The sequence below is a fragment of the Kribbella sp. NPDC043289 genome (genome assembly GCF_056436705.1).
The window spans coordinates 348,926-374,737 of the sequence record NZ_JBWKCB010000007.1 but is presented as its reverse complement, the minus strand read 5'-3'; the positions used below and the strand labels follow the sequence as shown (position 1 = coordinate 374,737).

The 25,812-nt window shown below is 69.4% G+C and carries 25 protein-coding genes; 9 read left to right on the top strand and 16 right to left on the bottom strand.

Features of this window, described 5'->3' with window-relative positions:
• The first annotated feature begins 56 nt into the window (after positions 1 to 56).
• The gene (locus AC0662_RS34915; RefSeq protein ID WP_452200664.1) at positions 57 to 638 is read left to right on the top strand and encodes a cob(I)yrinic acid a,c-diamide adenosyltransferase; all 582 of its coding nucleotides are present in this window, start codon (positions 57 to 59) and stop codon (positions 636 to 638) included.
• Here AC0662_RS34915 and sppA read toward each other — a convergent pair.
• Together sppA and AC0662_RS34905 are read right to left on the bottom strand one after the other, a co-directional pair.
• Positions 635 to 2,287 carry a signal peptide peptidase SppA gene (gene sppA, locus AC0662_RS34910; RefSeq protein WP_478306034.1) on the bottom strand — a complete coding sequence of 551 codons (1,653 nt, stop codon included), beginning with the start codon at positions 2,285 to 2,287 and terminating at the stop codon, positions 635 to 637. The two genes, AC0662_RS34915 and sppA, sit on opposite strands and share 4 nt — an antisense overlap.
• Positions 2,288 to 2,361: 74 nt before the next feature.
• The gene (locus AC0662_RS34905) at positions 2,362 to 2,694 is read right to left on the bottom strand and encodes a hypothetical protein (protein ID WP_452200668.1); all 333 of its coding nucleotides are present in this window, start codon (positions 2,692 to 2,694) and stop codon (positions 2,362 to 2,364) included.
• 128 nt (positions 2,695 to 2,822) lie between these two features.
• On the opposite strand from AC0662_RS34905, the gene AC0662_RS34900 reads away from it, so the two are divergent.
• The 5 genes from AC0662_RS34900 (at position 2,823) to AC0662_RS34880 (ending at position 8,009) form a co-directional block, all read left to right on the top strand.
• A complete protein-coding gene (locus AC0662_RS34900; RefSeq protein ID WP_478306032.1) occupies positions 2,823 to 3,164 on the top strand; it encodes an STAS domain-containing protein in 342 nt (113 codons plus the stop codon).
• A 174-nt stretch (positions 3,165 to 3,338) separates the two neighbouring features.
• Positions 3,339 to 5,321 (top strand): protein meaA, encoded by a 1,983-nt coding sequence (locus AC0662_RS34895; protein ID WP_478306030.1) that lies wholly within the window; start codon positions 3,339 to 3,341, stop codon positions 5,319 to 5,321.
• Positions 5,322 to 5,353: 32 nt separating this feature from the next.
• On the top strand, positions 5,354 to 6,184 hold the full coding sequence (locus AC0662_RS34890) for an aldo/keto reductase (protein WP_478306028.1): 831 nt from the start codon (positions 5,354 to 5,356) through the stop codon (positions 6,182 to 6,184).
• A 32-nt stretch (positions 6,185 to 6,216) separates the two neighbouring features.
• Positions 6,217 to 7,209, top strand: a complete 993-nt coding sequence (locus AC0662_RS34885; protein WP_478306026.1) for a Dyp-type peroxidase — start codon at positions 6,217 to 6,219, stop codon at positions 7,207 to 7,209.
• Complete coding sequence (locus AC0662_RS34880; RefSeq protein ID WP_478306024.1) at positions 7,206 to 8,009, top strand: family 1 encapsulin nanocompartment shell protein; 804 nt, start codon at positions 7,206 to 7,208, stop codon at positions 8,007 to 8,009. Before AC0662_RS34885 ends, AC0662_RS34880 begins: the two co-directional genes overlap by 4 nt.
• A 3-nt stretch (positions 8,010 to 8,012) precedes the next feature.
• Here the strand turns inward: AC0662_RS34880 and AC0662_RS34875 are convergent, their stop codons facing one another.
• Both AC0662_RS34875 and AC0662_RS34870 read right to left on the bottom strand, forming a co-directional pair.
• Positions 8,013 to 8,885, bottom strand: a complete 873-nt coding sequence (locus tag AC0662_RS34875; protein WP_478306022.1) for a hypothetical protein — start codon at positions 8,883 to 8,885, stop codon at positions 8,013 to 8,015.
• Positions 8,882 to 9,520 (bottom strand): RNA polymerase sigma factor, encoded by a 639-nt coding sequence (locus tag AC0662_RS34870; RefSeq protein ID WP_452200681.1) that lies wholly within the window; start codon positions 9,518 to 9,520, stop codon positions 8,882 to 8,884. The genes AC0662_RS34875 and AC0662_RS34870 overlap by 4 nt, the downstream gene beginning before the upstream one ends.
• Before the next feature lie 173 nt (positions 9,521 to 9,693).
• On the opposite strand from AC0662_RS34870, the gene AC0662_RS34865 reads away from it, so the two are divergent.
• Entirely contained in the window at positions 9,694 to 10,668 is a 975-nt protein-coding gene (locus tag AC0662_RS34865) for an extracellular catalytic domain type 1 short-chain-length polyhydroxyalkanoate depolymerase (RefSeq protein ID WP_478306020.1), read from the top strand.
• 1 nt (position 10,669) lies between these two features.
• On the opposite strand, the gene AC0662_RS34860 is transcribed toward AC0662_RS34865, so the two are convergent.
• The 4 genes from AC0662_RS34860 to AC0662_RS34845 form a co-directional block, all read right to left on the bottom strand.
• A complete protein-coding gene (locus AC0662_RS34860) occupies positions 10,670 to 11,911 on the bottom strand; it encodes an MFS transporter (protein ID WP_478306018.1) in 1,242 nt (413 codons plus the stop codon).
• Positions 11,908 to 13,116, bottom strand: a complete 1,209-nt coding sequence (locus AC0662_RS34855) for an amidohydrolase (RefSeq protein WP_478306016.1) — start codon at positions 13,114 to 13,116, stop codon at positions 11,908 to 11,910. The genes AC0662_RS34860 and AC0662_RS34855 overlap by 4 nt, the downstream gene beginning before the upstream one ends.
• A gap of 62 nt (positions 13,117 to 13,178) precedes the next feature.
• Positions 13,179 to 13,817 carry a GntR family transcriptional regulator gene (locus tag AC0662_RS34850; protein WP_478306014.1) on the bottom strand — a complete coding sequence of 213 codons (639 nt, stop codon included), beginning with the start codon at positions 13,815 to 13,817 and terminating at the stop codon, positions 13,179 to 13,181.
• A gap of 132 nt (positions 13,818 to 13,949) precedes the next feature.
• Positions 13,950 to 14,438 (bottom strand): pyridoxamine 5'-phosphate oxidase family protein, encoded by a 489-nt coding sequence (locus AC0662_RS34845; RefSeq protein ID WP_478306012.1) that lies wholly within the window; start codon positions 14,436 to 14,438, stop codon positions 13,950 to 13,952.
• A gap of 97 nt (positions 14,439 to 14,535) precedes the next feature.
• Here AC0662_RS34845 and AC0662_RS34840 point away from each other — a divergent pair, with 97 nt between their 5' ends.
• Positions 14,536 to 16,425 carry a hypothetical protein gene (locus AC0662_RS34840; RefSeq protein WP_478306010.1) on the top strand — a complete coding sequence of 630 codons (1,890 nt, stop codon included), beginning with the start codon at positions 14,536 to 14,538 and terminating at the stop codon, positions 16,423 to 16,425.
• Here AC0662_RS34840 and AC0662_RS34835 read toward each other — a convergent pair.
• Positions 16,392 to 17,105, bottom strand: a complete 714-nt coding sequence (locus tag AC0662_RS34835; protein ID WP_478306008.1) for an isocitrate lyase/PEP mutase family protein — start codon at positions 17,103 to 17,105, stop codon at positions 16,392 to 16,394. The genes AC0662_RS34840 and AC0662_RS34835 overlap by 34 nt on opposite strands.
• On the bottom strand, positions 17,102 to 17,566 hold the full coding sequence (locus tag AC0662_RS34830; protein WP_452200696.1) for a carboxymuconolactone decarboxylase family protein: 465 nt from the start codon (positions 17,564 to 17,566) through the stop codon (positions 17,102 to 17,104). Before AC0662_RS34830 ends, AC0662_RS34835 begins: the two co-directional genes overlap by 4 nt.
• Positions 17,567 to 17,612: 46 nt before the next feature.
• Here AC0662_RS34830 and pdxR point away from each other — a divergent pair, with 46 nt between their 5' ends.
• A complete protein-coding gene (gene pdxR / locus AC0662_RS34825) occupies positions 17,613 to 18,995 on the top strand; it encodes a MocR-like pyridoxine biosynthesis transcription factor PdxR (protein WP_478306006.1) in 1,383 nt (460 codons plus the stop codon).
• A 301-nt stretch (positions 18,996 to 19,296) separates the two neighbouring features.
• Here pdxR and mmuM read toward each other — a convergent pair whose 3' ends face one another.
• From mmuM to kdgD, 6 genes are all read right to left on the bottom strand, one after another.
• Entirely contained in the window at positions 19,297 to 20,325 is a 1,029-nt protein-coding gene (mmuM, locus tag AC0662_RS34820; RefSeq protein WP_478306004.1) for a homocysteine S-methyltransferase, read from the bottom strand.
• Positions 20,309 to 21,235 carry an FAD-dependent oxidoreductase gene (locus AC0662_RS34815; RefSeq protein ID WP_478306002.1) on the bottom strand — a complete coding sequence of 309 codons (927 nt, stop codon included), beginning with the start codon at positions 21,233 to 21,235 and terminating at the stop codon, positions 20,309 to 20,311. Before AC0662_RS34815 ends, mmuM begins: the two co-directional genes overlap by 17 nt.
• Before the next feature lie 292 nt (positions 21,236 to 21,527).
• On the bottom strand, positions 21,528 to 22,619 hold the full coding sequence (locus AC0662_RS34810; protein ID WP_478306000.1) for an esterase-like activity of phytase family protein: 1,092 nt from the start codon (positions 22,617 to 22,619) through the stop codon (positions 21,528 to 21,530).
• 72 nt (positions 22,620 to 22,691) lie between these two features.
• Entirely contained in the window at positions 22,692 to 23,516 is an 825-nt protein-coding gene (locus tag AC0662_RS34805) for a M55 family metallopeptidase (protein WP_478305998.1), read from the bottom strand.
• A complete protein-coding gene (locus AC0662_RS34800) occupies positions 23,516 to 24,850 on the bottom strand; it encodes an enolase C-terminal domain-like protein (RefSeq protein WP_478305996.1) in 1,335 nt (444 codons plus the stop codon). Before AC0662_RS34800 ends, AC0662_RS34805 begins: the two co-directional genes overlap by 1 nt.
• Entirely contained in the window at positions 24,847 to 25,761 is a 915-nt protein-coding gene (gene kdgD / locus AC0662_RS34795; protein WP_452200709.1) for a 5-dehydro-4-deoxyglucarate dehydratase, read from the bottom strand. Before kdgD ends, AC0662_RS34800 begins: the two co-directional genes overlap by 4 nt.
• Between the last annotated feature and the right edge of the window lie 51 nt (positions 25,762 to 25,812).

Genomic DNA, 25,812 nt, shown 5'->3' with positions numbered 1-25,812 from the left:
GCGGCCGAATCAATGTGTCGAGGCGCGGGCTCCCGGGGTTTGCGTAGAGTCCTGGCATGGCTGTGAACTTGACGCGGATCTACACCCGCACCGGTGACGCCGGCGAGACTCGCCTCGGCGACAACTCGACGACCTCGAAGACCGATCCGCGCCTCGCGGCGTACGGCGAGGTCGACGAGGCGAACTCCGCGATCGGGGTGGCCATCGCGGCCGGGCACCTGAACAGCGCGATCGTGGTGTTGCTCACCCGGATCCAGAACGACCTGTTCGACGTCGGCGCGGACCTGTGCAACCCGATCTCGCCGAACCCGGAGTACCCTCCGCTGCGCATCACGCAGGACTACATCGACCGGCTCGAGGGCTGGTGCGACGACTACAACGGGCGACTGACCAAGCTGCGGTCGTTCATCCTGCCGGGTGGCACCGAGGGCGCGGCGTACCTGAACGTCGCCCGCGCGGTCGTCCGGCGCGCCGAGCGGGCGGGGTGGGCCGCGGTCGAAGCGCACGGCCCGTCGGTCAACCTGCTCTCGATCACGTACCTGAACCGCCTGTCCGACCTGCTGTTCATCCTCGGCCGGGTCGCGAACCTGTCGTCCGGTGGCGACGTCCTCTGGGTCCCCGGCGGCGAGCGCGACTAACCGATCTCCCAACTGAAGGGCATGCGGAGCACACCGGCCGGCGGCAGCCCGAGTGCGGTGTAGAGACCGGTGGTCAGGCCGTCAAGCGTCAACGGTGCCGCGCTGACCGCCAGATCATCGGTCGTCGTGGGGGCGCGCAGCTGACTGAGCAGGTTCCGGTGCGGGACCGAGGTCACACCGATCTCCTCGCGGTCCAGACCGGCCCGGGTGCAGGCGAGCATCAGCGCGTGCTGGAAGCCGCCGAGCTCGTCGACGAGTTTGTGACTGTGCGCGTCGGCACCGGTCCAGACCCGTCCGCGGGCCAGCGACTCCAGGCGGTCCTCGGCCAGTCCACGGTCCTGCGCGGCCTTCGCGACGAAGTCCTTGTAGATGCGGTCGAGGGTCTCCTCCAGCCGCGCCCACTGCTCGTCGGTGAACTCCTCCTGCGCCGAGTACATCTGCGCGTTCGTGCCCTCGGACACGGTCTCGCGCGAGATCCCGATCCGCCCGAGCGCATCGCGGACGACGCCCTTACCGGTCAGCACGCCGATGGAGCCGGTGATCGTGCCGGGCTGCGCGACGATCACGTCGGCCGGCATCGCGACGAAGTACCCGCCGGACGCCGCCACGCCGCCCATCGACGCGATCACCGGTCGTCCGGTGGACCGGAGCCTCAGTACTTCGTTGCGGATCGCGTCCGAGGCGACGTACGAGCCGCCCGGGCTGTCGACCCGCAGCACGACGGCTTTGACGTGCTCGTTCGCGGCGACGGCCCGGAGCGCCGCGCCAACCGTGTCCGAACCGGAGCTGGGGCCACCCATCGGGCTGTTGGAGTTGCGCCCGACCGAGATACCGCCGGTCACCCTGACGACCGCGACCAGCGGTTTCTGCGGCCAAGGGAGGGTCTTGCGGAGTTCGTCGAGGGTGCGCGGGCCACGCCGGATGTAGCGCTCGGCGAGCAGCCTGTCGTCGTACTGCAGCTGCTTCTCGAGCTCGTCGTACACATCCGACCGGTAGCCGAGTCGATCGACCAGTCCGGCGTCGAGACCGTCCTGCGCCGGCAGAGGAGCGGTGTTGACGAGCTCCCGGACCCGCGCGGTGTCCAGACGCCGCCGTACGGCAATGCCCTCGACGATCTGCTCGTACGCCGACTCCGCTAGCCGCGACGCCATCTCGCGCGCCGGCCCGGTCATCTCCTTCTCGGTGAAGGTGTCCGCAGCGGTCTTGTACTCACGCCGCTTGCCGAACTGCGGGATCACGCCGGCCTTGTCGAGCGCACCGCGGACGAAGACGGCCTGCACGGACACACCCGTGATGGCGAGGTCACCGGACGGCTGCACCCAGATCTCGTCGAACGCCGTGGCCAGGTAGTAGGGCACCGTGCCTTGACCGGTCTCGCCGAACGACTCGGTCCACGCGACGGCCGGTTTGCCCGACGTACGGAAGTCGGTCACCGCCTCGCGCAGCTCCTGCACCTGCGCGAGTGACAGCCGGTGCCCGCCGAGGTGGGCGACCACGCCGACCACCGCGTCGTCCCGCCCGGCTTTCCGGAGTGCGCCCACCAGCTCCCGCAGGGTCGGCAGGTGCCGCGCACGGAACGCGGCGACCGGCGAAGCGGGCGGCGTCTCGAGTACGCCACGGGTCAGATCGAGCTCGAGCAGTGTCCCCATACCCCGACCCTAGACCGTGCCTGCAAGCTCGTCCGGTAGTTCGGATCGGTAGTTCGTTTCAGGAGTGGTTCGGATCAGGAGTGGTCGAGCAGGCCGCGCGCGGCGGCCTCGTCGCGCGGCCAGACGTAGATCGTCCAGCCGTCCTTGGTCCGTGCCGCGGTCGCCTTGATCCCGAAGTTCTTCAGCTTCGACACCAGCACCCGGGCCTCGTTGTAGTTCTGCACCGTACGGATGTCGGTGAGCAGGCCGAACGCGTCCCGCTCGGCCGGTTTGGTGTCGACGCGGCGGACGAGCGAGCCGCCCTTCGCCTTCGAGAACGCCCACTTGCACAGCAGCACCATCACACCGGCGAGGGCGACGGCCACCACCGGGAACAGGAAGTACTGCTCGGCGTACACAGGCTCCATTGTCTCGCGAAACAAAAGATCCGTGAGGTCTTGGCAACCTTCTGTGTCTCCAGGGAGTCTTTACGGACACAGAACGCTGCCACGCGGCCGATGTCTCGGGGGCCGCCGGAAGAGCGGAGGGCACGGACATGCTCGCACCGACCCACACCAAGCCCGACAACCCTGGCGACCCTGGAAACGTGGTTCACCTGAGCGGCATCCTCGACGTGCGCTCGGTGGGCGACGTCCGCCAAACGCTCAACCAACTGATCGACACCTCCGTCGGCGACGTGATCGTCGACCTCGAGGAACTCGACGCCGTCGACGCAACCGGCCTCGGCCTCCTGGTCGCGACCCACCGCCGGACCCAACTGCTCGGCCGCCAACTGGTCCTCTGGCACCCGCTACCGGCAGTCGTCCGGATCCTCGCGGTCACCCGCCTGCACCGAGTCCTCCACGTCGAACGCACCCCGCTACCGATCAGCGCGTAGCCGCGGATCCCCAGGCCATCACAATCGCCGGTCCGCCGGCGGCTCCCGTCTGCGCGCCCGCGGCCGGGCCGATTGTGATGGCCTGGAGATCCGTGCCGCGTGTGATCCACACCCCTGGTGACGCCGGTCACGAGGTGCGGACTCACAAGGGCACAGAGTCCTACTCTCGGGTACATGGCGACCCCCGAGAAGGACCGGCCGTGGGTGATGCGAACGTACGCGGGCCACTCGTCCGCGGCGGAGTCGAACGCGTTGTTCCGCCGGAACCTGGCCAAGGGCCAGACCGGTCTGTCGGTGGCGTTCGACCTGCCGACTCAGACCGGGTACGACGCGGACCATCCGCTGGCGAAGGGTGAGGTCGGGAAGGTCGGCGTACCGATCGCGCATCTGGGCGACGTACGGGCGTTGTTCGACCAGATCCCGCTGGCGCAGATGAACACGTCGATGACGATCAACGCGACCGCGATGTGGTTGCTCGCGCTGTATCAGGTCGCAGCGCAGGAGCAGGGCGCGCTGCCCGATGAGCTGACCGGGACCACGCAGAACGACATCGTCAAGGAGTACCTGTCCCGCGGGACGTACGCGTTCCCGCCGGACGCGTCGCTGCGGCTGACGACGGACGTGATCGCGTACACGGTCGCCAACGTGCCGAAGTGGAACCCGATCAACATCTGCAGCTACCACCTGCAGGAGGCGGGCGCGACGCCGGTGCAGGAACTCGCGTTCGCGCTCTCGACCGCGATCGCCGTGCTCGATCGGGTGCGCGACGGTGGGCAGGTGCCGCCGGAGCGGTTCGGCGACGTCGTGCAGCGGATCTCGTTCTTCGTGAACGCAGGTGTGCGCTTCATCGAGGAAACGTGCAAGATGCGCGCGTTCGTGCGGCTCTGGGACGAGCTGACGGCGCAGCGGTACGGCGTGACCGATCCGAAGGCGCGGCGGCTGCGGTACGGCGTACAGGTGAACTCACTCGGGTTGACCGAGGCGCAGCCGGAGAACAACGTGCAGCGCATCGTGCTCGAGATGCTCGGCGTCACGCTGTCGAAGAGCGCCCGGGCGCGCGCGGTGCAGTTGCCGGCCTGGAACGAGGCGCTCGGTCTGCCGCGGCCGTGGGACCAGCAGTGGTCGCTGCGGATGCAGCAGGTGCTGGCGTACGAGTCCGACCTGCTCGAGTACGACGACATCTTCGACGGATCGCACGTGATCGAGGCGAAGGTCGCCGAGTTGGTCGAGGGCGCCCGCGAGGAGATCGACCGGGTCCAGGCGATGGGTGGTGCTGTCGCCGCGGTCGAGAGCGGGTACCTCAAGCAGGCGTTGGTCGCGTCGCACGCCGAGCGCCGGCAGCGGATCGAGTCCGGCGAGCAGGTCGTCGTCGGGGTCAACCGCTTCGAGAACACCGAGCCGTCGCCGCTGACCGCGGACCTCGACACCGCCATCCAGACCGTGGATCCGGCCGCCGAAGCAGCGGCGCTGGAATCGTTGACGAAGTGGCGGGCCGAGCGCGACGCCGACGCGGTCGAGTCCGCGCTGTCCAAACTGCGCGCCGCGGCCAAGACGACCGGCAACCTGATGCCGGTCACACTCGAGTGCGCTCGGGCCGGCGTCACCACGGGGGAGTGGGCGGGTGTCCTCCGGGAGATGTACGGCGAGTACCGCGCCCCCACCGGTGTCTCGGGCTCGGTCGGGGTCTCGGCCGCCGGTGCGGAGATCGCCGCCGTCCGCGACAAGGTCACCGCGACCTCGAGCGAGCTGGGCGGCCGCCTCCGCCTCCTGGTCGGGAAGCCCGGTCTCGACGGTCACTCCAACGGTGCGGAACAGGTCGCGGTCCGCGCCCGCGATGTCGGCTTCGAAGTCATCTACCAGGGCATCCGGCTGACTCCGGAGCAGATCGTCGCGGCGGCGGTCGCCGAGGATGTGCACTGCGTCGGCCTCTCGATCCTGTCCGGTTCGCACATGGAACTCGTCCCGCAGGTGGTCGAAGGACTGCGCGAGGCCGGTCTCGAAGACGTGCCCGTGGTGGTCGGCGGCATCGTTCCCGACGCCGACGCCCGATCGCTGCAGGCGGCCGGTGTAGCCGCCGTCTACACGCCGAAGGACTACGACCTGACCGGCATGATGGCCGATGTGGTGGACGTGATCCGGAAGGCCAACAAGCTGTAGTTCAACCACGGCCTGCGTGGTAGAAGAAGTACATGACCGCGAACTCGTCCCAGCCGACTTGCAGGCTCTCCAACGGAACCGCCATCCCGGTGCTCGGGCTCGGGGTCTGGCAGGTCGACGACGGGCAGGAGTGTGAGCGCGCCGTCGCGTGGGCGCTGGAGGCCGGGTACCGGCTGATCGACACGGCGCAGGCCTACCGCAACGAGGCCAGCGTCGGGAAGGCGATCCGTGAGAGCGGTATCCCGCGGGAGGACATCTTCCTCACCACGAAGTTCTACCCGGGTGGCAAAGACGCCCGGGTCGAGGCGGAGAAGAGCCTCCAGCGCCTCGGGACCGACTACCTCGACCTCTACCTGATCCACTGGCCGCAAGGTGGCCCGACCTGGGCCTGGCCGGGGATGGAGGCCGCGGCGGACGCGGGTCTCACCAAAGGCATCGGCATCTCCAACTTCAGCGCGGCCGAGACCGCCGAGCTGGCGAAGGTCGCCCGGATCCAGCCCGCGGTGAACCAGGTCCTGTTCAGCCCGTTCGACTACCGCAAGGCGCTGCTCGAAGCCTCCGAAGCGGCGAACGTGGTCGTCCAGGCCTACAGCCCGCTCGGCACCGGCCGGCACCTCGACGACCCGGCCGTCACCCGCGTGGCCGAGGCGGTCGGACGTACTTCCGCGCAGGTCCTGATCCGGTGGGCGATCCAGAAGGGTCTGTCCGTGATCCCGAAGTCGACCCACCAGAACCGGATCGACGAGAACTTCGACGTCTTCGGCTTCGAACTGGACGACGCCGCGGTGGCCGCTCTCGACGCCCTCGACACGACGAACCAGACCGCGGACGCACTGTCCCGCAACGGCAAGTGGTGGTCCTGACAGCAAGCCGGTGACACGCGAAGGGGGCGTCCATGGTCCAGGAGGTACTGCGGCAACCGGCGAAAGCCGCGCTCTTCCTGGTCGTCGACGTCCGTCCCGGATCCGAGGACACCGCCCGTGACCTGCTCGCGGACTTCGCCGGGCTGACCCGCTCGGTCGGCTTCCGCGCTCCGGACGACGACCTCACGGGTGTCGTCGGGATCGGCGCCGCGATGTGGCGCCGGCTCTACCGGCTCCCGGTCCCGCGTGAGCTGCACCCTTTCCGATCCGTGTCGGGCGCCAAGCACACCGCCCCGGCGACCCACGGCGATCTGCTGTTCCACCTGCGGGCCCGTCGGCTCGACCTGTGCTTCGAGCTCGCCCGGCACGTGATGGCCCGGCTCGCCGGCCACGTCACGGTCCTCGACGAGGTCCAGGGCTTCAAGTACTTCGACGAGCGCGACCTGCTCGGCTTCGTCGACGGCACCGAGAACCCGACCGGTCCGGAGGCGGTCGCCGCCATCACGGTCGGCGACGAGGATCCGGCGTACGCCGGGGGCAGTTATGTGATCGTCCAGAAGTACCTGCACGATCTCGACGCCTGGCACGCGCTGCCGATCGCCGAGCAGGAACGGGTGATCGGCCGCTCGAAGATCAGCGACATCGAGTTGCCGGACGCGGAGAAACCGGCGAACTCGCACGTCGCGGCGAACACGATCGTCGACCCGGACGGGACCGAACGGCAGATCGTCCGCGAGAACATGGCCTTCGGCTCGCCGGGCGCCGCCGAGTTCGGCACCTACTTCATCGGGTACGCCGCGACGCCCGACGTGATCGAACGGATGCTGCAGCGGATGTTCGTCGGCGAACCACCCGGGAACCACGACCGGATCCTCGACTTCTCGACCGCGGTCACCGGCAGCCTGTTCTTCGTACCCACCGCGGCATTCCTCGAGAACCCACCACCCACAACCACCGTGACGAGAGTGCCCGGCAACACGGATGGATCCCTGGGCATCGGCAGCCTGAGAAGGAGTCGGACATGACGAACAACCTGCACCGCGAGCTGGCCCCGGTCTCGGATGCCGCGTGGGGCGAGATCGAGGAAGAGGCTCGGCGTACCTTCACCCGGGACATCGCCGGCCGGCGGGTGGTCGACCTGGTCGGCCCGGCCGGACCGGGACTGTCCTCGGTCGGCACCGGGCACGTCGAGCCGGTCGACGCGCCCGGCGACGGCGTCACAGCGCTCCGGCGGCTGGCTCAGCCGATCATCGAGCTGCGGGTGCCGTTCACGGTGACCCGGCAGGCCGTCGACGACGTGGAGCGAGGCGCGAAGGACTCGGATTGGCAGCCGGTCAAGGACGCCGCGAAGCAGATCGCGTACGCCGAGGACCACCTGGTCTTCCACGGCTCCGATGCCACCGGGATCCTCGGTCTCGCTCCGAGCACTTCGAACCCCGTGCTCGGGCTACCGTCCGAGGCCCGCGAGTACCCGAATGTTGTTGCCCAGGCGCTGAGCGCGCTGCGACTGGCCGGCGTCGCCGGACCGTACAGCCTGCTGCTGTCCGCCGACGCGTACACCGCGGTCGCGGAGACCACGGACCACGGCTACCCGATCCGCGACCACCTCGCCCGGCTGATCGGTGACGGCGAGATCATCTGGGCGCCGGCGCTCGAGGGGGCGCTGCTCGTGTCCACGCGGGGCGGGGACTACGAGCTGCACCTCGGTCAGGACCTCTCGATCGGGTACCTGTCGCACGACGCCGAGAACGTCGAGCTGTACCTCCAGGAGTCCCTGACCTTCCTCGCGCTGACGTCGGAGTCCAGCGTCGTACTGCGCGCCTGATCCTCAGCTCGGTCCGTAGTTCCAGAAGTAGCCCTGGCGGCAGGTCTTCGGGTCCGGATGCGGGTTGTCGCTCATCCAGACGCTGAGCTTGCCCTTGGGGTTCAGGTAGCACGAGTTGCTGAGTGCGCGGACCTCGCCGTTGGTCTTCGGGCTGGTGTACACGAGCTTGCCCGCGGCGTCGTACCCGCGGACGACGTACACCCGCCGTACCGCGTCGGTCTGCGGACCACGGACCCGGACGTACGGCGTCGCGGTGTAGAAGTAGCCGTTGCGAAGTACCGCCTCGACCGGCTTCTGGTCGCCGACGGTCACGGTGATCCGTTTGATGTGTGCGGCGTAGGCGCCGCCGCCGATCATCCGGGGCTCGACCGCGCGGTACAGGTCCTGGTTCGCACCTTGGCGCAGGACCTGCTGTACGGCGTCGTTGGCATCCAGACCGCAGGTCGTCCACAACCCGAGAGCCTTGATGACGACCCACGTCGACGTGTAGGCATCCGCCGGCGCATTGGTGAACCGGAATCCGTCGAGCACCTGGTAGCGCGGCGACTCATTGGTCCGGAGCGGCAGCTTGGTGCGGTCGTAGCAGATCTTCGCCAGCTGGGTCTTCTCCGCCTCGCTCAACGGTGTGACGGCGGTCTGCTGGGCTGCCTCGCTGACACCCGCCGTCGGCGGCTCGGCCCGGTGCCGCAGTGCGGGTACGCCGATCGCGAGGCCGGCCGTCACGGCCAGCACCGCCGCTGCGGCGAGCAGCGGGACCAGCCGGTGGCGCGGCGCGTTGGTGGGCTGGTGGGTGGACTCGTGGGCGACGATCGCGGTGAGCTCGGCGCGCTGCCGGGCGCGGGTCTCCGGACGGAGATCGGGAGGAGAGGTGATCATGCGGGCGACTCCACACTGGTCAGAAGGTTCAGTTCGCGCAGATGCTTGCGGGCCCGGGACAACCGGGACTTGACGGTGCCGAGCGGTACGTCGAGCGCGACGGCGGCCGCCTGCTGATCGAGGCCGGCCCAGATACACAGCTCGACGATCTGGCGTTCGTGCTTCGGCAGGTGCTGCAGCGACGCCTGGGCCTGCTGGATCCGCCGGTCGTCGTCGAGCCGGCCCGCGACGTCGTCGGCGTGGTCGCGGACGGTGTCGACCAGGACGTGCGCGGCCGCGATCGCCCGGCGGTACCGCAGCTTGGCGCGCCACTCGTTGCGGACGGTGTAGTCGGCGGTCCGCAGCAGCCACGGGAGCGCCGAGTTCCGGTCGAGGACGACGTCGGCGCGCCGTCGCCAGGCGTGCAGGAACACCGTCGAGGTGAGGTCCTCGGCATCGCTCCACGACCCGGTGCGCCGGTACAGGAACGCGTAGATCGCCTGGGCGTGCCGGTCGTACAACTGGCCGAACGCCTCGGAGTCGCCCTCGGTGGCACGGTCCCAGAGGTTCCGGTCGGTCATAACTACGGTCAGGCCTTCGTCCACGGCCGGGGGGCCGCTCACGAACGTCTTCCCGGTCTGATGTCGCGCATCCACGCTCCGATCTCGATCCGCTGTGCACTCCTCTCGTGTCGGGCGCCGCGCTTAGGTTCCCACTTTTTGAGCACCACATCCTGGGAGCCGGGTTTGTGGGGCGGCAGGACATGGCCGCGGTCGTCGGGAGGGTGCGATGGTCGATCGAAAGACTCCCGCCCCGGAGGTGTTGTGTGATGAAGCCCCGTCCTTTGTTCAAGCTCCGTCCTGTGTTGTCGATCCTGGTCCTGCTGGCCGGTCTGCTGGTCGCCGCGGCCCAACCGGCCGCCGCCGCGAGTCTCGAGGAAGTCACCGGCTTCGGCTCGAATCCCGGCAATCTGCGGATGTTCCGTTACGTGCCACCCGGGCTAGGCACCGGCCGACCCGTCGTGGTCGCGCTGCACGGCTGCACCCAGTCGGCGACGGCGTACGACGACGAGCCCGGTTGGGTCGCGATGGCGCAGCGGGCCGGGTTCGCGCTGCTCCTGCCGCAGCAGCAGTCGGCGAACAACTCGAGTCAGTGCTTCAACTGGTTCGAGGCGGGCGACACCGCACGCGGAGCGGGTGAGGCGCTGTCGATCAAGCAGATGGTGGACCGTACGGTGAGCGATCTCGGCTCGGATGCCGGACGGGTGTTCGTCACCGGTCTCTCGGCAGGTGGCGCGATGACGGCCGTGATGCTGGCGACGTACCCGGACACGTTCGCCGGTGGTGCGATCGTCGCCGGGCTGCCGTACCGCTGCGCGACCTCGCTCGTCCAGGCGTTCAGCTGCCAGAACCCGGGTGTCGACCTCTCCCCGCAGCAGTGGGGCGACAAGGTCCGCGCGGCCGCGTCGGGGACCCACCGGCCGAAGGTCTCACTGTGGCACGGCACCGCCGACTACACCGTTGCCTACCGCAACCTCAACGAGCTGATGGAACAGTGGACGAACGTCGACGGGGCCGACCAGACCGCCGACGCCACCGAGACCGTCAACGGCGCCACCCACAAGTTGTACGCCGACAGCTCGGGGACGACGGTCGTGGAGACCTGGTCGATTCCGGGGATGGGCCACGGTCAGCCCATCGATCCCGGAACCGGCCCCGATCAGTGCGGCACGGCCGCGCCGTACATCCTCGATGTCAACGTCTGCGCGGCCGCACACATCACCAAGTTCTGGGGACTGTCCTGAGTCAGCGGTCGCCGCTGTAGCGGAGCAGCGGTGGTGTCCAGATGCCCAGAGCCACGACCATGGTGACCAGGAGCAGCGCGCTGACGAACGTGGTGATGTCGACGCCGTAGTGCTGGGCGAACGCACCCAGTGCTAGGGACGCGACCGGCATGATGCCGATGGCAAGCTCCTGCACGCCGAGCGCGCGGCCGTGCAGGGACTCGTCCGTGGTCATCAGCAGCAGCGTGGTCTGGAGTACGCCGAAGGCCGCGCTCATCACGCCGATCGCGGTCATCACCACGAACGCCACCACGACCGTGTGAGACAGTGCGAACAGTGACCACAGCGAGCCCCAGATCGCCGTACCGACGACGAACATGCCGCCCTTGAAGCGGAAGTCGCCGAGCCACGCGATCACCAGGGACCCGGTCAGGCCGCCGACGCCGGCGCAGGTCAGCAACCAGCCGAGACCGGCCGCGTCGAGCCCGAGCGACTCCTGCGCGAACACCGGCATGAACGACTGTGCGACCGGCCAGAGCAGGGTGTTGGCGGCCAGGGTCACCAGCAGGACCGTGGACGCCAGCCGGTTCGCCGCGATCTCGCGGAGACCGCTGGTGACCATCCGGATCGCCGATCCGGTGTGCGCGCTGACGACGCGGCCGTACTCGCGCAACGGCAGCAGCAGGACGAGCGAAATGGCATACCAAAACGTCGACACCCACAACGCGGCCGGTGCGCCGAGCCCATTGATCATCAGCCCGCCGATCGCCGGCCCGACCACCTGCGTCATGTTCAGCGCCATCGAGTTCAGCGCGTTGGCGTTGCTGAGGTTCTGCCGCCCGACCAGGTCGAGCACCAGCGACGCGCGGGCCGGTTGGGACGGCGACTGCGCCAGCCCGATCGCCAGCCCACCGACGACCAGCACCCAGTACGACGCCTTGCCGAGCGACGTCAGCGTGGCGACGGTGGTGACGGCCACCAGCGCCCACGAGGCCGCGATCATCAGCAGCCGCACCCGGTTGTGCCGGTCCGCGATGGCGCCCGCGAACGGCCCGAGCAGCAGCGGCGCCAGCCGGACCGCGGTGTACACGGCGACCAGGAACTCCGAGTGCGTGGTCTCGTAGGCGAGCCACCCGAGGACGAGCGTCTGCGTCCACACTCCGCCGAAGAAGAACAGGTTCGAGAACCAGAACAGCCGGAATGCCCGGTTGTCCCGCAGCGAGCCCAGTGTCCGGTCGACGAAGCTGGCAGTCGGCGTACTCACACCTGGAGTTCGCCGTCGCGCACGACCACCTGTCCGGCGGCGATCACCATTTCCCGCCGCGGCGCGCGTACCAGCACGTCTTGCACGTTCTCGGCGTCGAGCAGCACGATGTCGGCGCGGGCTCCCGGCGTCAGGCCGTAGTTCTCCCGGTGCACGAACGACGCGGCGTGCGTCGTCGCGAGCTCGATCGCGTACGTGAGGTCCTCGTCGGCGCGCAGTCCGTGCAGCCGCGCGAACCCGCGCGCGACCTGCAGCAGGTCGCCGTCGCCGTACGGCGACCACAGGTCGCGGATGCCGTCGGTGCCGAGCCCGATCGCGACGCCGGCCGTCCGCATCTCCCGCCACGGCAGGGGAGCGGAGTTGACCGGGGCGACGGTGGTCCAGGAGATCCCGGCCGCGCCGAGCTGGTCTACCATTTCGGCCCGCCGGGCCGGCGGCAGCTCACCGAGGGCGAACCCGTGCGACACGTTCACCTTGCCGTGCAGGCCGGCCTGCAGCGTGCGCTCCGCGATCAGCTCGTACTGGAACGCGCCGAGGTCGCCGCGGTCGTGCAGGTGGATGTCGATCCCGACCCCGCGCCGGGCCGCGATCTCGAACAGCGCGTCCAGCTGACCGACCGGGTCGCGGTCGATCGAGGCCGGGTCGAGCCCGCCGATGCTCGTCGCGCCCTCGGCCGCGGCCTGGTCGAGCAACTCGAGTACGCCGGGACGCCGCAGTACGCCGTCCTGCGGGAACGCCACGATCTCGATGTCGACGGCGCCGCCGAGAGCCGCGGCCGCCTCGTGCACGTTGGCGATCCCGCGCAGGCCGACGCCGAGGTCGACGTCGACGTGCGTGCGGGTGGCCGTCGTTCCGTGCCGGAGGAACTCGCGGAGGACAGCCTCCGTGCCGGCGACGCTGGGGATGCCGTACTTGTCCCGCTCGGCGCGCTCGTGGGCGATCCGGCCCTGCGTCGTCGCCTCACCGCCGTACGAGACCCAGGGCTGGCCCCACCAGCTCTTGTCGACGTGCGCGTGTGCGTTGACGAAGCCGGGGAGGGCGAGCAGGCCACGACCGTCGATCCGCTGCTGATCCGACGCCTCTGCACCGGAACCACCTGCTGAGGTGGTCGGAGTGATGTCGGAGATGGTGCCGTCGACGATCGTGATGTCGACCGCGGCACCGCCCCACGGGCGCACGTCAGCAAGGAGGAAGGAGGAGGTCATGTCCACAATGGTATACCAAATTTCAGGCGCCCCGACCCGTGTGGAAAGCGCTGGTATACCGGTCAGTCCATCCCGCGGCTGTCCCGGAACAGGGCCTGCGACTGGGCCAGATGTTCGCCGGCGAGCCGCTCGGCCTGCTCGATGTCCCGGTTGGCGATCGCGGTGAACAGTTCGAGGTGCTGGCCGCCCACCGCGAGCAGGTCGTCGTGCTGGGTCAGCAGCCAGCGCATCCGGCTGCGGAGTGGCCGCTCGATCTCGATCAGCAGCTCGTTGGAGGCGAGTTCGGTGACGAGCTCGTGGAAGTCGGCGGCCTTCCGCCGGGCGACCACCGCATCGCCGGCCCGCGCTGCCACGAGCTGTTCGTCCAGGATCGCCCGCAACCGGTCGAGCCCTTCGCGGGTACGGCGCTCCGCGGCCAGCCGGAACGTCAGCGGTTCGAACGCGGTCCGCACCTCGGTGAGGTCCGCGATGTCGGAGTCGGTGAACCTGCGCACCACCGCCCACGATCGCGGCCGCAGCGTCACCAGGCCTTCGCTCACCAGCGCCTTCAGCGCTTCGCGGACCGGCACCCGGCTGACGTCCAGTGCGGCTGCCAGCTCCCGCTCGACCAGGCGTTCGCCGGGCGGCCGGACCCCGTCCAGGATCTCGTCCCGCAGCCGCCGCGTGACCCGCTCGGTCTCGGACTCTCGACTCTCGTGCATCGACCTCTCCAGCGTTTGGTATACCAATTCAAGCATGCCGTCCGCTGGCGCAGACGCCCCGAGGGCTGGTCAGCCTTCGCGTCGAGGCCCGGGTCCGCTCCTTGCACCGAGGGCTGGTCGGTGCGGATCCGCTCAGCCGGCCTTCGCCTGGATCAGGTCGTCGACGGCCTTCGGGATCGTGGTCTCGAAGTCGAGGAGCTTCGCCCACGTCAGTGTGACAGTGATGACCACCATCTCGTCGTACAGGCCCCGGACGCCGGCCAGCCAGCCGGCGTACTGCTCCTCGTCGGCCATCACCTTGCGGCCGGCCACCAGGTAGCCCTCGGGGATGCCGTCGAACAGGCTGACCTCGGCGGTGCCGCGGAGCAGCAGGACCTTCGGCGGGAAGGCGCCGGTGTCGATGGTCAGCGCGACCTTCGGATTCTTCCGGAGTGCGGCGACCTTGGCGGACTTCGGGAGGGTCGCCATCGCGAGCTTGTCGCCATCCATCCAGAACCCGATCGGGATCACCCGCGGGTCGCCGTCGAGGCCGTCGTAGGCGAAGCGGGCCGGCTCGGGGCCGTTCAGGAGCTGCTGGGCGTACGGCTTGGCGAGGATCTCGGCGATCTGCTGCTGGTTCATCCTGGTATCCCATCTGCGCGGTCTGTTCTCAGTGGTCCGTTCTCATCAGGGGGACGGAGCCGCGCCATGGTTCTCGACATCGATAGGTTGAGGAATCGTGGAAAGTTTTGAACTCGGTCGCGGGCAGGTCCAGGTCGCCGACGACGGCGCGGTCGCGCAGGTGCTGCACCCCGACGGCCGCCGGGTGCTCCTCGACGACGGCGTGGTGCACGACACCCTGCACGCCTGGGGCAAGGGTTTCGTGATCACCGACCAGGGCGCGTACCGCTTCGACAACCCGGCGTTCACCCGCTGGCGCAGCACCGGCATCGACCTGATGTACCGCTTCGGTGACCTGGAACTCCGCGTCGGCCGCCGCTTCGGCGAACAGTGGACCGAAACCTACGAGCTCCGCAACACCGGATCCGAGCCCGTCGAGATCGGTTCCCTCGCGATCAGTACGCCGTACCGCGATGTGTACACGTCGAGTCGGGAGAGTCTCACCGGTTCCGTGCACGCGCACGTCTGGACCGGCGGCGCGGACGCCTGGGTCTGGGCGGTGCCGATGGACGGCAGCGGATCCGGCCTCGGTCTGCAGGTCAAGGAGGGCGAGCTCTGGGCGTACTCGGTCGAGTCCCGCGAGCCCGGCACGAGCAGCAACATCCGCGGGCACATCTACCTGCACGTCACCGACCACGCCCGCGCACCACACGCGATGGGCGGCCAACCCGCCATCACGCTCGCGCCCGGAGCGTCGTACCGCTGGACCTGGCAACTCGCCTGGTACGACGACCTATCGGCCTTCCACGCCGACCGCCAACCGCTGATCGACGCCACCCGCCTGGCCGCCGAGGTGGGGGAGTCCCTCGAGCTCACCGGCACCGACCCCCGCGAGCTCACCAGCGACGAGCCCGGCATCCAGTACGTCGAGGCGACGGACGGCACGCGGACCGCCCGGATCTCGGTGCTGTTCCACGAGCCGCTCCGGGTGATCGCCGAGCGCCGCGTTCGGTTCGTCCTCGATCACCAGCGCCGGCCCGAGCTCGCCGACAGCCGCAAGTACGCGTTCGTGCCGTACGACAACGACAGCGGCCTGACCGTCCTCTCCAGCGCCTGGCGCGACTGGTCCGATGCGAGGGAACGAATCGGCATGGCCCTGCTCCTGCAGGAGGTCCGCGACCGTGGCTGGGGCGATCGCGCCGAACTCGACGAGGCCTTGGCCGGCTACGAACAATTCGTCCGCGAGCACCTGATGGACGACAACGGCACGATCCAGGACGACAGCATCCACCAGAACGCCGTACGCCTGTACAACTTCCCGTGGTTCGCGCGGTTCCTGCTCGGCCAGGGCGACCGCGACGGCGCGACCCGCATCCTGAACCGGTACTACGAGCTCGGTGGCGACCACTTCCTCGCGTTCGACCTCGGCCCGCTGCTGACCGAGCTCGGCCTACGCGACCACCTCTTACGCCACGCGAAGACCTTCATCTCCTACGGCGACGAGCTGCCGCCCCACGAGGTGAATTACGAACAGTCGATGGTCGCGCCACTCCTCGAGCTGCTCGTTTCGGCATACCAAAGTGCGCCCGACGAGATCGACGGTGCCGAGCTGACTCGCCGCCTGCCCTGGCTGACCGCGTTCGCCGCGGACCAGCCCGACGTACGGCTGCGGCATGTGCCGATCCGGCACTGGGACGGCTACTGGTTCGGCCGGCTGCGGTTGTGGGGCGACGTCTTCCCGCACTACTGGTCAGCGCTCAGCGCGATCGTGTACGGCGCTTGGCCGCGCGAGCTCGTGACGCCCGAACAGGCCGATTGGCTCGAGCGTGCCGAGGACGCGATCCTCCGCGCGAACCTGGTCAGCTTCGCCGCGGACGGATCGGCGACCTGCGCGTTCGTCTACCCGAGCAGTGTGAACGGGCAGCCCGCGCACGTCGCCGATCCGCTGGCGAACGACCAGGACTGGGCTCTCGTCTATGCATTACGCAAGCTCGGGAGCAGCTCCTGAAGCTGGGCCATCACGTATTGGTGCACGCTGGTCCCGTAGGAAATCCGCGTCGCGCCGGCCGCCGCTAACTGGGCCGGCGTGGGACCGGACGGTGCAGCGTGCCCGTTGATCGGCCCGCCGACCCCCTCGACCACCTGGGCCAGTAGCGGCACTGGCGCCAGGATCGGGTAGACGCAGTCGGCCCCGGCGCGGCGGTACTCGCGCCCACGCCGTACCGCCTCGGCGACGGGGTCGTCGACGGGACGGATGAACGTGTCGACCCGGGCGTTGATCACCAGCTCGGCGCCCGCGGTCGCCCGTACCTCGGCCAGGTAGTCGGCCTGCTGCGCGACGTCCACCAACGCGCCGTCGACCGAGTCCTCGAGGTTGCAGCCGACCGCACCGGTCGCCAGCAACCGTTCCGCGAACTCCTTCGCCGGCAACCCGTACCCGGCCTCCATGTCAGCCGTCACCGGTACGTCGACGGCTCGGGCGATCCGCGCCACGGCGGTGAACATCTCCTCCGGCGGGGTCAGCTGCCCGTCGTCGTACCCGAGGACGCGGGCGACCGCGCCGCTGCTGGTCGCGACAGCGGGGTAGCCGGCGTCGGCGATCAGGCGCGCGCTCACCGGGTCCCACGTGTTCGGCAGGATCAGCGGGGTGCCGCCGTGATGCAGCGCCCGGAACTGTGCGGCCGTCATGGCTTGTAGTGGCCGGGCTCCATCTTCCCGGTGACGCCGATGCGGGTCCACATGTTGATCGTGATGATCAGCGCGATCAGCCGGGCCAGGTCCTTCTCGTCGAAGGCCTGCGCCGCGACGTCGTACACGTCGTCCGGGACGTGGTCGACGCTCACCAGCGTGATTGCCTCGGTCAGCTGCAGAGCGGCCTTCTCCTGGTCGGTGTAGAACTTCTGCGCCTCGCGCCAGACCGGCAACAGGGCGATCCGCTGCTGCTGGTCCTCGCCGAGCTCGCGCAGGTCGAGGGAGTGCATGTCGGTGCAGTACGCGCAGCCGTTGATCTGCGAGGCCCGGATCCGGACCAGGTGCGCGAGCTTCGGGTCCAGCCCGGTGTCGGACACCCGGTCCAGCTCGATCATGGCCTGGTAGAAGTCCGGGGCCACGTTGGCCAACTTCACTCGTCGCGTCGTCGATGTGCTCATGTGTCTAAGTTAGGCGGGAATCGGCCCAGGTGTATGGTCCACTTCCATGGAGGATCGAGGGGCCAATTCCGCGGGCGCGGACCTGCACCTGGAGCTCGGCGCGACCCGCGGGCGCGGCGACCTGGTGCAGGCGCTACACACGTCGATCCGGACCGGTCGGCTGCCGGCCGGGACCCGGTTGCCGTCGTCGCGGTCGCTGGCGAAAGACCTCGGCATCGCCCGGAACACGGTCGCGGACGCCTACGGGCAGCTGGTCGCCGAGGGCTGGCTGACGGCGCGGCAGGGATCCGGGACGGTGGTGGCGAACCGGGCCGCCGTACCGCCGGCGCCGGCCGTTGCGTTGCCGGAGGCCCACAGCTTCCGGTACGACCTGACGCCCGGGGCACCGGATGTCGCGACGTTCCCGCGGACGGAGTGGCTGGCGGCGGCGCGGAAGGCGCTGACCGTGGCGCCGAACGAGGCGTTCGGGCTCGGCGATCCGCGCGGCCGGATCGAGCTGCGCCGGATGCTCGCGGACTACCTGGCCCGGGCGCGCGGGGTGCGGGCGGATCCGGAGCGCATCCTGATCTGCTCCGGGTACGTGCAGGCGCTGAGTCTGCTCAGCGAGGCGATCAAGAACCTCGGCGGTACGACGATGGCGGTCGAGGAGTTCGGGTACGGGCTGCATCGCGACGTGATCCGGGCGCGCGGGCTGGAGGCGGTCGCCGTACCGGTGGACGAGCTCGGAGCGCAGACGTCGCGCCTGACCGGGCAGGGCGTACTGCTGACACCGGCACACCAGATGCCGACGGGCGTGCCGTTGGCGCCGGAGCGGCGTACCGCTGCTGTCGAGTGGGCGCGGGAGTCGGGGGCCGTGTTGATCGAGGACGACTACGACGGCGAGTTCCGGTACGACCGACAGGCGGTCGGTGCGTTGCAGGCGCTCGATCCGGAGCGGGTCGTCTACACCGGTACGGCGAGCAAGAGCCTCGCGCCGGGCCTGCGCCTCGCGTGGATGGTCCTCCCGCAACAACTGATCGAACCAGTCGTCGCCGCTAAGCGCACCGCGGACTTCCAGACAGCCACCTTGGAACAACTGGTCCTCGCCGAGTTCATTGCCTCCGGCCACTACGACCGGCATGTCCGGCGTTCCCGCCTGCACTACCGCCGGCGCCGCGACCGCCTCGTCGAACTCCTCGCGGTCCGGGCCCCGACCGTCGAGGTGGCCGGCATCTCCGCCGGTCTGCACGTGCTCCTCGATGTGCCTGGTGACGCCGACGACATCGTCGCCCGCGCCGCCCGACAAGGCCTCGGCCTCGCCACGCTCACGACGTACCACTTCAACCCCACCCCAGCCACCCGCCAAGCAGTCATCGTCGGCTACGGCACCCCACCCGACCACGCCTACCCCGGCGCCCTAGACCTCCTCTGCCAGGTCCTGGGCGTATAGCGCACGGATGTCCCACTTGCCGACTCGCACCCCAGCCGCGCGCCCTCGCCCTAGCGGCGCGACCCGCCTGGCGCGCCCCCACCTGGCGCGCCCCCGCCTCGCGCGCCCAGCCGCCCGCCGTGCTTCGGGGAAACAAATGGCCGCCATACGACCATTTCTTTCCCAAAAGCCACGACGACCTCGTCCAGCGCGCCGAAGGTGAAAGACTACGGATGCCGCGTCATTGCCCCGCCTGTGGATAAGTCAGGCCGCGCATCAGCCACTCTGGATAGACTCAAGCAGGAAGAACAGGGGCGCGCAGCTACGCGACGGCGACCGCAAGAGCACGAATGTCCGCCGGCCCGACCCGGCAACAACCGCCAATGTACGTCGCTCCAGCCGCACGCCACTCGGGGGCGAACCGCACCGGCCCGGCACCGTCTCCGACCCACGCCCGCCGGACCGCGTCCCACGCGTCGCCGCGGTTGGGATAGGCGATCGCCGGCTTGCCCGTGACTGCCACGGCGGTCTCCACCGCGGCCTGCACATCCGCGGGTTTGCAGCAGTTGATGCCGACGGCAATCACCTGGTCGATGTCGGGGATGGCGAAGGCGTCGGCGAGAGGTTGGCCGGCGCGGGTGTGCAGACCTTCGACGGAGTACGAGAACCAGGCGCGGACGTCGAGCTCGGCGAGGAGCTTCACCAGGACCTCGGCCTCGACGGTGTCGGGGATGGTTTCGATGGCGAGTAGGTCGGGTCCGGCGCCGGCGAGCAGTTCGAGACGCGGGCCGTGGAAGTCGCGGAGGACAGACGTGGGGACGCCGTAGTTCCCGCGATACTCCGAGCCGTCCGCGAGCATCGCGCCGTACGGACCAACCGAGGCAGCAACCAACCGACGCGAAGCGGCCGCGCCAACGCGGCCGCTTGCGCGCGCGTCGAGCCCTTCGGTGTCGCTCGGCCGGGGGTCGGGCTCGACGGTGCGGACCGAGCGGGCGTCGAACTCGACGGTGCCGTCCGACCGGGCGTCTGACCCGACGGTACCGCTCGGGCGGGCTTCGAGCTCGTCGCGGACCTCGCGGGCGATTTGGACGCTGCTGGCGATCAGGCGCTCGGCCTCGGCTCGGTCGACGCCGGCTCGTGCGAAGCCGGCCACGCTGGCCTGGTAGCTGGCGGTGGTGGCGACCATCGCGCCTGCTTCGTAGTACGCACGATGCACCGCCGCGATCTCGGCCGGGTTATCGCGCAGCAGGCGTGCCGACCACAGTGCATCGGACAGGTCGTGGCCGCGGTCCTCCAGGGCGTTCGACAGACCGCCGTCCAGGACGACCAGGGGGTCAGACGCTGCGGACAAGTTCGAGGACCTCGTCCGCGCAGCCCCAGGACAGGGTGACGCCTGAGCCGCCGTGGCCGTAGCAGTGGATGACGGGCTCACCGGTCCGGGTCCGGACGAGCTCGCAGCGGATCGCCGGTCGCGCCGGGCGGAGACCGACGCGCTGCCGGATGATCTTCGCCGTACGCAGCTGCGGAACCAGCTCCGCCGCCCGCTCCAGGATCGCCTCGGTGGTCTTCGGGTCGACGGTCAGGTTCCAGTCACCCGGTTGGCTGGTGCCACCAACGACCACGTCCTTCTGCCGCGGGATCACGTAGGTCAACTCGTCCGGCGCCCGGTCCGCGAGCAGCCACTCGGTCAGCCCGCACGGCTCGACGGTCAGCACCTGACCACGGACCGGCGTCACGGTCGGGTCGCTCGCCGTCAACCGCGCGCCCAGCCCAGCGCAGTTCACCACCAGATCGGCCTCGGTCGGCAGCGCGGACAACGCAGCACGCGTCAAGGTCCCACCCGCCGCCTCGAGCCGTTTCACCAGCGCCGGCAGGTACGCCGGCATGTCGATCACCGGTGCCGTGAACGACCACCCGTCGACGAACCCCTCCGGCTGCGACGCCACCCGGGTGAGATCCGGCAGTACGTCGGCCCACCGCGGATCCGGCGTCGGCTCCACCAGGAACTCACGCCCGCGCCTCATCAGCACGGATGGCTCGACCTCCGCCAGCTTCGCGAGCTCCTCGTACGTCGTCCGCGACCAGCCGGCCACCCGGTCTTCGGGCGCCGAGAGGTACGGGTACCAGAGTGCGGCGGCCACCGATGACGTCGTCTCCAACGGCAGGTCGCGGGCGAACACCGCCACGTCGTACCCGCTCTCGGCGAGCCGGATGGCACAGCTCAGCCCGATCACGCCCGCACCCACCACGATCACGCGCATTCACAGATTGTTACGCGTCAACGGCAATCACGCCACCGCCTCCTGCTCGCCGCGACCCGATCCACCGGACCTGCACCACTCACCAAACCCGCCGAACGACCGCTCGCCGACGACAGCTGAGCGTGCCGATGCCGGCGCCGCGCTGCTTGGTGAGTGATGGGGGTGCGGACGCCCAGGCCATCACAATCGGCGGGTATGGGCCAGGCCCGCGCTTGGCAGGTGGCTGTGGGGCGGATTGTGATGGCCTGGCGGTTCGTGACAACTCAAGGCACGTTGATCGCGAGGGATCCGGTCAGTGCAGGTTGACGGCGAGGGAGTAGAAGCGGGTGATCTGCGTGGCGCCGTTGTTGTCGTCCGACATCAGGTACAGCTGGCGTCGTCCGCCCGGCAGGTAGCCGCCGAGTGCGAGCGCCTCGACGTTGTCCAGCAACGGATTCGGCTGCGGCTGCTTCGCGACCGCACCGGACGGCGGGCAGTTCACCAGATCGAACACCAGCTTCTTCTGCAGGAACACCGTTTCCGGCGCATCCGCGAGCGACGCCAGCTTGGTCACGTCGGTCGCCCGGCGCAGGGAGACCGAGAACACCCGGATCGTGTTCCCGACACCAGGGGTGAACGTCCGCTCCATCGAGATGAGCTCCGTCGGGCTCACCCACCCGAGGTCGTCGAGCGCGAGCCCAGGGTCCGGCTTGTACGCGTACTGCGCGACCGGCCGGTACTCGTGACCGGGAAGACCGAAGTACCGGATGATGCGGTTCCGGGTGCGGTTGTTCGCGTCGGTCCCGTCCGAGGCGAGCGGGCCCTCCATCCCGGCGTACAGCGAGAGGCCGTCGCGGCTGGCGGCCAGCGACTCGAAGGTCGCGTTGTTCGTCGCCTCGCCGGCCGGCGCGACCTGGAACCGCGCGGGGACCGGAAGCTCGCCGATCTGCAGACCGTCCGAGAGCCGGAAGCGCCGGATCGACGGCTCCCGTTCCGAGGTGGCCAGGATGGTGCGGTTGCCGCGCTCGACGACGAGTCCTTCGCCGTCGAAGTCGCCCCCGGTGTACGGCGTACCGTCGGGCCGCTTGAGGATCGTCATCCCGTCGACGGCGACCGAGGTGGGCTTGCTGTTCACCTTCAGGTCGAACACCCGGGCCGGCGTAGTCCCGACGTTGTCCACCAGCGCGACCGCACTGTGCGGCCCGGTCAGGTTCATCGCCGACAGCCCGGCCACCGGCTGCCCGTCGAACGTGGTCTTGTCCAGCGCGTCACTGAAGCCGAGGAACGTCGCGTCCGGCGAGCAGGCACCGCCACTACGACTACTGGTACTGGTTGCCGATGCGGTCAGCGAGGTGGTGAGAGCGGTCAGGACAACTGCTGCGGCCAGCGGCTTCTGCCAACGCATACCCAGGCTCCTAGGGGAGAGACGACACCTGGGATCAAAACCTATCGTGCACAACAGCAGCTGAACGCCCGGTTACTCCAGGACTCCGCGGCTCAGGAACACCATCGCGATGAAGGTCCGGTACAGCTTCAGCGGGTCGTCATTGCGTAGGGCAACGACTTTGTCCTCGCGCCGTTCGACACCACGGAGCTCACCGGCCAGTTCGGCGAACGCGCGACTGTGGAACCGGACGGTCAGCTCGGCCGGCAGCGTGATGCTCGGGACCCGGATGTCGCTCAACCGGGCGAGCGCGCGCCGGGCGCCGTCGTGGATCAACTCGCGGGCCCGCTCGGGATGCACCGACAGCGCCGCGTTGTGCGAGATCGAGTCCTTGACCACGACCGACTCGATCTCCGGGCAGAACGGCTGCGCCTCGTCGATCGTCACCCGGTCGCCCGAGATCAGCACGACGGGCACTTGATGCGCGAGCGCCACCAAGGCATTGATGCCGGCCTCACCAGTGATCGCGCCGTTCAGCCGTACTTCGGCGATCGCGCGCGGGTTGTACGTGTGGTGCAGCACGGATCCCGTCGCCCCGGCGGACCCGTGGTACGAGATGAAGAAGACCGCGTCGAAGGAGTCGTCCAGGCCCTGCATCATGTACAGCGGTTTGTGCTTGCCGGACAGGTAACTCGCGCTGCCCGCGAGCGCGTCCGGGCGCAGGTTCTGCATCGTCGAGTGCGAGTCGTTCACCAGGAACTCGGTCCCGCCGGCCGCCAGCGCGCCGTCGATCGCGGCGTTCACCTCGGCCTGCAACTGACCCCGGTAATACTCGTACTCCGTAGCGGGTCCGCGCGCCTGACTCCAGTCGACGACCCCCGCCGTACCCTCCATGTCGGTAGACAAGTAGACCTTCATCACCGCACCATACAAGGCCGTTTCGGGTCGAAGGCCCAGTCCTCGATCAGGTACTGCATCGCGATCTCGTCGTTCCGCGCGCCGAGACCGTGCTTCAGGTACAGCTCGTGCGCGGCGTCGAGTGCGTCGCGGTCGAGCTCGACGCCGAGACCGGGACGCGCCGGTACGGCGATCTCGCCGCCGGTGATCCGTAGCGGTTCTTTCGTCAGCGCCTGTCCGTCCTGCCAGATCCAGTGCGTGTCGAGCGCAGTGATCTCGCCGGGCGCCGCCGCGCCGACCTGGGTGAACATCGCGAGCGAGATGTCGAAGTGGTTGTTCGAGTGCGAGCCCCAGGTCAGCCCGAAGTCGTGGCACAGCTGCGCGACCCGGACCGATCCGGCCATCGTCCAGAAGTGCGGGTCGGCGAGCGGGATGTCGACCGCGTCGGTCCGGACCGCGTGCGCCAGCTCGCGCCAGTCGGTCGCGATCATGTTGGTCGCCGTCCGCAGCCCGGTCTGCCGTTTGAACTCGGCCATCGTCTCCCGGCCGGAGAACCCGGGCTCGGCACCGCACGGGTCCTCGACATACGCCAGTACGTCGTCCAGACCCGAGCAGACCGCGACGGCTTCGCGGACCAGCCACGCGCCGTTCGGATCGACCGTGATGCGCGCCGACGGGAACCGCTCGTGCAACGCCCGTACCGCGTCGATCTCCACATGCGGATCGAAGACGCCGCCTTTGAGCTTGAAGTCCGCGAACCCGTACCGCTCCTGCGCCGCCTCGGCCAACGCCACCACAGCCTCGGCGCTCAGCGCCGGCTCGCGCCGCAGCTGCGTCCACCGATCCTCACCGGCGTCCGTCGAGTACGGCAGATCGGTGCGCGCGGTGTCGCCGACGTAGAACAGATACCCGAGCACAGGTACGGCGGCTCGCTGCTGCCCCTCGCCGAGCAACTCCGCGACGGGCACCCCGAGGTACTGGCCGAGCAGATCGAGCAACGCCGACTCGAGCCCGGTCACCGCGTGCACCGTCGTTCGCAGGTCGAAGGTCTGCATCCCGCGGCCGCCCGCGTCGCGGTCCGCGAACGTGGACGAGATCGCGCGGAGCAGTTGGCGGTACCGCGACAGCGGCTCGCCGATCAGCGAGGCGCCGGCTTCGCGGAGTGTGGTCGTGATCTTCTCGCCGCCCGGGACCTCGCCGAGGCCGGTGTTGCCCGAGCTGTCGGTGACGATCACGACGTTGCGGGTGAAGAACGGCCCGTGCGCGCCACTCAGGTTGAGCAGCATGCTGTCGTACCCGGCGACGGGCACGACCTCGACCGAGGTGACAGTCGGTGTCGTGTGTGGCGCTGTCACTTGACCTTCCCGATCAGCTCGGTCAGCTGTGCGACCTCGTCCGCGGTCAGGTCCTGCAGGGGCGGGCGGACCGGCCCGGCCGAGCGTCCGATCACGTTGACGCCGGCCTTGACGATCGAGACGGCGTACCCCTTGGTCTTGTCGCGGATGTCGAGGTACGGCAGCACGAACTCGTTCAGCTTTTGGTATACCGCCGCTCGGTCCTGCGCGCGGACGTCGGCGTAGAAGCCGAGCGCGAACTCGGGGACGAAGTTGAAGATCGCCGACGAATAGGTGCTGTACCCGAGCTGCAGCAGCGGCAGCGCGAACGTCTCGGCCGTCGGCAGCCCACCGATGTACGTGAGCCGCTCGCCGACCCGGGCGTAGGTCCGCGTCATCATCTCGACGTTGCCGACGCCGTCCTTCAGGCAGACCAGGTTCGGGTTCCGGTCCGCGAGCTCGGCGACCGACACGTCGTTCAGGATCGCGTTCGCCCGGCTGTAGACCGTCACGCCGAGACTCGTGCTCCGGCAGACCGCCGACACGTGCTCGACCAGACCAGCCTGTCCGGCCTCAGTCAGGTACGGCGGCAGCAGCAGGATCCCGTCCGCACCGGCCGCCTCGGCTGCCTGCGCGCCTGCGATCGCCGAGGCGGTCCCGCCGGTCGCCGGCGCGATCACCGGGACCCGCCCGTTCACCTCCGAGACGGCAGTGCGGACGACGGTGTCGATCTCGGCCGGCGTCAGCGAGAAGCCCTCGCCGGTCCCGCCCGCAGCGAACAGACCCGCGACGTCGTACTGGCTCAGCCAGGACAGGTGCTCGCGGTACCCGGCCTCGTGGAAGCTCAGGTCCGGGTGGAAGTGCGTCACGGGGAACGAGAGCAGCCCGGTCTTCAGCTGCGCGGCGAGTTCGGTGGGGGAGTAATGGGTCACGCGACTCAGCGTAGGAAGACTCGTGGATACCTGTCCAAGATCGTTTTTGGA